At 37.0% G+C, this 6,457-nt stretch carries 6 protein-coding genes; 3 read left to right on the top strand and 3 right to left on the bottom strand.

Going from position 1 to position 6,457, the window contains the following annotated elements:
- On the top strand, positions 1-747 hold a 747-nt coding region (locus AC06OU_RS00400; protein WP_475853356.1), incomplete at its 5' end, for a beta-carotene 15,15'-monooxygenase.
- Between the two features lie 75 nt (positions 748-822).
- Complete coding sequence (locus tag AC06OU_RS00395) at positions 823-1,428, top strand: alpha/beta hydrolase (protein WP_475853355.1); 606 nt, start codon at positions 823-825, stop codon at positions 1,426-1,428.
- A 122-nt stretch (positions 1,429-1,550) separates the two neighbouring features.
- Here AC06OU_RS00395 and AC06OU_RS00390 read toward each other — a convergent pair whose 3' ends face one another.
- Positions 1,551-3,683 (bottom strand): MMPL family transporter, encoded by a 2,133-nt coding sequence (locus AC06OU_RS00390; RefSeq protein ID WP_475853354.1) that lies wholly within the window; start codon positions 3,681-3,683, stop codon positions 1,551-1,553.
- Positions 3,684-3,838: 155 nt separating this feature from the next.
- Here AC06OU_RS00390 and AC06OU_RS00385 point away from each other — a divergent pair, with 155 nt between their 5' ends.
- Entirely contained in the window at positions 3,839-4,471 is a 633-nt protein-coding gene (locus AC06OU_RS00385; RefSeq protein WP_475853353.1) for a pentapeptide repeat-containing protein, read from the top strand.
- 40 nt (positions 4,472-4,511) lie between these two features.
- Here AC06OU_RS00385 and AC06OU_RS00380 read toward each other — a convergent pair whose 3' ends face one another.
- Together AC06OU_RS00380 and AC06OU_RS00375 are read right to left on the bottom strand one after the other, a co-directional pair.
- Positions 4,512-5,510: an inorganic phosphate transporter gene (locus tag AC06OU_RS00380; RefSeq protein WP_340881677.1), complete on the bottom strand. Its 999-nt coding sequence runs from the start codon at positions 5,508-5,510 to the stop codon at positions 4,512-4,514.
- A gap of 11 nt (positions 5,511-5,521) precedes the next feature.
- A complete protein-coding gene (locus tag AC06OU_RS00375; RefSeq protein WP_340881678.1) occupies positions 5,522-6,142 on the bottom strand; it encodes a DUF47 domain-containing protein in 621 nt (206 codons plus the stop codon).
- Positions 6,143-6,457: the final 315 nt, after the last annotated feature.

Here is a 6,457-nt window from a genome sequence, read left to right as displayed (position 1 = left end):
CCATTCAAAGGAATTCTATATCTCGGAATTGCTCTTGAAGCGCTTTTAATATTGGCAGAGCTGAGTTTAATAATTTTAGTCATTTATAAAATTCCAGTGATTAAAGCTTCCAAGAAAGAGATGAAAACTTCGGTATTGTTTAGCCTGATACCTTCTATTAAACAGGTGGTAACAAAAAATATTCTTATACGTATTATCGTTTCTGAACTTTTGATGTTTTATTATGCAATTTTTACGTGGAAAAAGAAAGCTCCTAGTCATCCAAATATAGTGACTTTACACAAAAATACAAGCTACATCGCTTTTAATGTAATGATTATACATGCAATTATTATAGAAACAATTGGACTTCATTGGTGGCTACATGACAAATCAATTCTCCTGTCATTAGTGTTATTGGTCTTTAATATTTATAGTGTTTTCTATTTCTTAGCTGATATTCAAGTAACTCGACTACACCCCGCTGAGGTAAAAGATGGTAAATTATATGTGACACAAGGACTTAGTGCTCGAATAGTTGTGCCGCTACATCTGATTAAGAATGTAGAATGGGGTGCGGCTGTTCCGGATAAGCATACACTTCAATTTATGTATCGTGATTTTGAACCATTAGAACCTCAAGCCTTAATCCACTTACATGAACCTATAGAGGTGACAATGTTCATGGGGAAGGAAAAAGTAGTTACGCAGTTTGCCATCCGAGTAGATGAACCACAAAGGCTGAGGGAAATATTAGAAACAACGTAAAGCGCATTGTTTGACGAGGAAATATATGTTGGCTATAATTATCTCAAATTCGAGATAAAAGAGGGGCTTTTAATTATGAAGCATTTATTTGTTCAAGGAGAGAATTCTTCGAGACCGACCTTATTATTATTGCATGGTACAGGTGGTAATGAGCATGATTTAGTTGGACTAGGAAAAGAGATAGACAGCTCAGCTAATATTCTGAGTGTGCGAGGGAATGTGTTAGAAAATGGAATGCCACGATTCTTTAAACGTCTTGCTGAAGGTGTTTTTGATCTGGAGGACCTGCAGGCTCGTACAGAGGAATTAAAAAGCTTCCTAGCTGAAGCTGCTCAAACCTATAAATTTGATCGTGATCAAGTAGTAGCGATTGGTTATTCTAATGGAGCTAATATTGCAGGGAATCTTTTATTTGAATATAAGGATGTCTTAAAAGGTGCGATTCTCCATCATCCGATGGTGCCGAGGCGTGGAGTAGAGATACCAGTCATGTCAGGTATTCCTGTATTCATTGGGGCAGGCAGGAATGACTTTATGTGCCCGGCAGCTGAATCTGAAGAACTGAGGGACTTATTGCAAAATGCAGGCGCTAACGTGGAGATACACTGGCATGAATACGGTCATCAGTTAACACAAAGCGAGGTACAAGCTGCAAAGGAATGGTATAAAGCCAAATTCTAGAGGAGTCGATCGACTGACCTGGAAGTAATCTATTCCAACCTAAAAAACAAAGCCTAGTAGAGTATGAGTATCTACTAGGCTTTGTTGTATTTCGGTTTCTTTAAAGATTATTACTTCCATGTTTAATGAAAGTTCTTGGCTTTGTATGGTCCCTTTCTAAAAGGTAGCCACCAGTTCCATTTACCAAAAAGCTTCATCAAGCTTGGAACTAATAGTAAGCGGATAATTGAAGCATCTATAGCCACGGCTATAGCTATTCCGATACCGATTTGCTTGACTGGCATAACCTCTGTGAAGGCAAAGGCACCAGTGATAACAATCATAATTAATGCAGCCGAGGTAATTATTTTACTAGTGGATGTTAATCCATCCACAGTTGCTTTCGTATTATTATGATGTTTCACATACTCCTCTTGAATACGGGAGATGAGGAATACCTCATAGTCCATACTTAGCCCAAAGACTAAACTGAAAACAATGACTGGAATTATTAAGGCAATGGTCGTTTCCTCTAAACCAAAATGGCCGTACTGAAATATATAAACAAGTATGCCAAATGTGGAGGCTAAACCAATTACATTCATAATAATTGCTTTTAAAGGTATAAGCACGGAACGGAAGGCGATGGTTAAAATGATAAAGGTGGAGCCCAATATTATTCCTAGCAAAATTCCGACCTTATCAAAAATTTCATCAAATATTTCTTGATTGAACTTAGGTTGACCACCTAATAAAATATCTGTGCCAACGTCCTTATCTGCCCATTCTCTTGCCCAATCCTGTGCTTCATCAGATGAGCCATTAAGTCCTAATGTAACAGGAATCATTAATTTGTCACCTTGGACAAAGGCGTCCATTAGTGGGGTGAGTTGACCAGATACCTCTGGAATCATCATGCTTTGCTCCCATTGTTCGACGGTAGATATTTCACTAGCCGAAAAGACAGTATCTACTGATTTAACATCAGGATCCTTCAAAAGCTGCTCTTCTAAACTTTTCATAGTGTTTAGACCATCTGTATCTTCCCAACCACCTGGTCGATCAGACACCACGTAAATCGTAGACTGGTCTCCCATGTTAAACTCATCCTCCATCACCTCATAAGCTTGACGGGAATCATAGTCCTTAGGTAGAGATTCTACTGATGGGATGGTTAATGTCATTTCTTTTACCGGGATTATACCTATCCCGAGTAACACTAAAGCTACAATGATCAAGGTAACAGGTCGCTTCATTACAAAGGAGGCAAAGTTTCTCCACTTGGTAGAGGCACCAGGCTTCACACGCAAGATAGTCCATTTATTAATACGATCACCTAATACCATTAGTAAGGCTGGTAATAGGGTAATGGACCCCAATACTGCCATAGCGACAACAAGCATACCGCCAAGAGCAATATTTTGAAAAATCTCTACTTCTAATACAAACATTGCTCCAAGCCCAATAAATACACAAAGTGCAGAGAAAATAATAGAGCGACCAGCTGTTTTTATAGAGATTTGGACAGCCTCTAAAACGGACTTTTCGGCAAGCTCTTCTTTATAACGATTAATTAGTAATAAAGCAAAATCAATACTTAGCGCAAGCCCTAGCATTGGAACTATATTGAGGACGAAAATAGATAAATCCATGGCTTCGCCAAAGAATGTCATGACTCCAAGTGCTGAAACTACGGTGACAATACCCACAGCAATTGGTACCAATGCGGCAACTACACTTCCAAATGCAAGGAGCAGAACGACCAAGGCTATTGGAAGACCGATTGCTTCTGCACTAGCCAAGTCCTTTTGGCTAGCTGAATTAATATCTTTATTGATGGCGGCAGCCCCAGTTAAAGTGACCCCCTTTTCGTTTCCGATAGATTGCCGAATGTCATCAACTACCTCTGACATGTTCTCGGTATCTGTGTTAAAGTGCAACATTGCGTATGATACATTTTCCTTATAGAGAGTAGAATCCTCCAAGGGTGATTGGATGTCCTTCACTATTTTTAAGTTTTCTATATCATTTAACGTATCTTGGATTGTTTGATCGGATGTTTTATCGAATACGACGAAGAGTGTCTCGGCTGGTAAATCAAAGGTTTCAGTCAGCTCATCCATAACTTGCTGGTGTTCTCCGTCCATTTTAAAACCGTCACCCTCCAATAAAGATGGGAGACGTAATGCGAAAAAAGCAAGAGCCACAAACAAGATGATCCAAACTCCCAAAGTGACTTTATAATGGCGTGTCACTATGTTAGCTAAAAATTTCATATATTTCCTCCTTAGATAAAGCCAAGTAGTAATATAGCTCTTATGTTAAAACTACCAATTTCGGTGGTAGAGTTTCCTTTTTATTGTAATGGAAAGCAAGTTTAACTGCTAATATAATGCTATGATAAAAGAAAATTTTTGAAGGAGGAATAAAAATGAAAATTACGTCTCCAAAGCTCAATGAGAACCCAGAACAAATTAATTTAAAGGAGGCTTTACAAGAGGATTATTATATTTCCAACGCCACTGTTTGTTCGCTTGAAGGTATTGAGGAATCAGAAGGGAAGATAATCTTTGATCAAGTACTTTTCAAACAAGCTTCCTTTGTGGATTTACATTTATACCAAGTGGAATTTATAGATTGTATTTTTGAAAAATGTGATCTTTCTAATGTAGTAATGGAACAGGCAGTATTTCATCGAGTGGAATTCATAGCATGTAAGCTCTTTGGAGCAAATTTTGAGGATGCGAGGCTAACTGATGTAAGAGTTCGTGAAAACCATGCGAACTACCTGAATTTAAGCTTTTCTAAGTTGAAAAAGGTATCCTTTAATAGCTGTACATTAAATCATGTAGACTTTATTGATTCCACTTTACAGCATGTAGAATTCGAAACATGTGAATTAGATGAGGCTAACTTTACGGATACATCTTTAGATGGGATTGACTTGAGTAGTACTACATATGAAAACCTATTAGTATCCCTAGAGGATTTAAAGGGCTGCACAGTTTCCATGGAACAGGCTATAGGATTTGCCAAATCATTAGGAGTGATTATAAAAGAGTAAAAGAAAAAAACCTCGTATTCAATTACGAGGTTTTAATTATTTAAAAGAGTAAATTTAAGACTTGGAAGATGATAGCTGCTACTACGGCAGATATCGGTAAAGTAATAATCCAAGTTAATACAATTTTTTTAGCGACTCCCCATTTTACACCTTTCACACGCTGAGCTGCTCCAACCCCCATAATAGCGGATGAAATAACGTGTGTTGTAGAAACTGGTAAATGAATAGTTGTAGCACCAAAAATAATCATAGCAGACGATAAGTCAGCTGCTGCACCATTAATAGGGCGAATCTTCATGATCTTACCACCAACAGTTTTAATGATTTTATAGCCACCGATAGATGTACCAAGACCCATCGCAGTTGCTGCTGCAATACGAACCCAAAGCTGGATGTCGTCTGTAGCTTGCCATTGTGCTGCAATAAGGGCCATCGTAATAATCCCCATTGCTTTTTGGGCATCATTTGTACCGTGGGTAAACGATTGAAGTGCTGCGGTTCCTATTTGGAAGATACGGAATCTTTTGTTTGTCCCATACAGGCTTCCTCGTTTAAAAATCACCTTAAATAGTGACATCATTAAAAATCCAACTGCTAAAGCAAGAAATGGTGATACGACTAAAGCTATTAAGATATTAGTAAACCCATCATAATTTAAAACTCCAAACCCTGCAGCAGAGATAGCTGCCCCTGCAATAGAACCAATTAGGGTATGAGATGAGCTAGATGGAATTCCGTAATACCAGGTAACTAAGTTCCAAATAATCGCTGAAAGTAAAGCTGCTAATATAATTAATGATCCGTTTTGAAGTGTAAATGGATCAACTATATCCTTCGTAATTGTTTTAGCAACACCTGTAAATGTTAAAGCCCCTACAAAGTTCATAATGGCTGCCATGTAAACGGCAACTTTTGGTTTTAAAGCTCTTGTCGAAACCGAGGTGGCAATTGCATTTGCAGTATCATGGAAACCATTGATAAAGTCGAAGGCAAGAGCAAAAAATACAACTAAGATAGTTAATATAAAAATAGTATCCATAACTAAAGCTCCTACGCGTTACGCATTATAATTGTTTCAAGCGTATTTGCTACGTTTTGACAATAATCTGCGATATCTTCTAATTGCTCGTAAATATCCTTAAATTGAATAATACGGATCGGATCTTTTTCGTTTAAGAAAAGCTGCTTAATAGAAGTACGAAGTACCTCGTCACATTTACGCTCATAATCCTTGATTAGAATGGAATGCTCATGCATCTTAAGCAATTTCTTTTGAGCTAATAGCTCCATTGCTTTAACAATCTCATCCGTACTTTTTACAATATAACCCAGGAAGGTGCGCATGGATTCATCAATTTCCACTAATGTGAACATTTCAAGATGTGCTGTGAAATTGTCGATGCCATCTAGAATGTCATCCATTCGGATAGCAAGCTCTAGAATATCCTCGCGTTCAATTGGTGTCATAAATGATTTGTTTAACATAACAATCAACTCATGAATTAGTGTATCCCCAGCTGTTTCGTAATTCTTAAGGTGTAAGCTAATTTCTTTTAAATCTGAAGCATTATTAATACGGAAGTCATCTGCATAATGAGTGGCTTCACGCACATTTTCAGCTATCTTCAAAAGGGATAGGAAAAAAGGATCTGGTTTTTTTGAGCTAATCATAAAAGCCTCCTAGACTTTAAGTGTTGTAGTTAGTATGAATTTTCCTCAAATAGCATACCAAAAAACTTACAAAATCAACACACTTTTTACTTTAAAATCGATAAATTTACAATCCTGTAACAATTCAAGTGTATAAAAAAGATTAATAATTGACAAAAAAAGCTAATTTTCGAAGAGATAAAGAAATAAATACTAATTATTAAAAATATTGAAACCTTCTAATTTTAGATACGTATAACTATTAAAGACGTCATTAATTGGAAAAGTGGTGAGAAAAATAGAACAGATATTTTTGTATGGTTTAATTGTAATTGG

This window comes from Psychrobacillus sp. (assembly GCF_056205495.1).
Note: the sequence above shows the minus strand (reverse complement) of the source record. Positions and strands in the feature narration are given on the sequence as shown.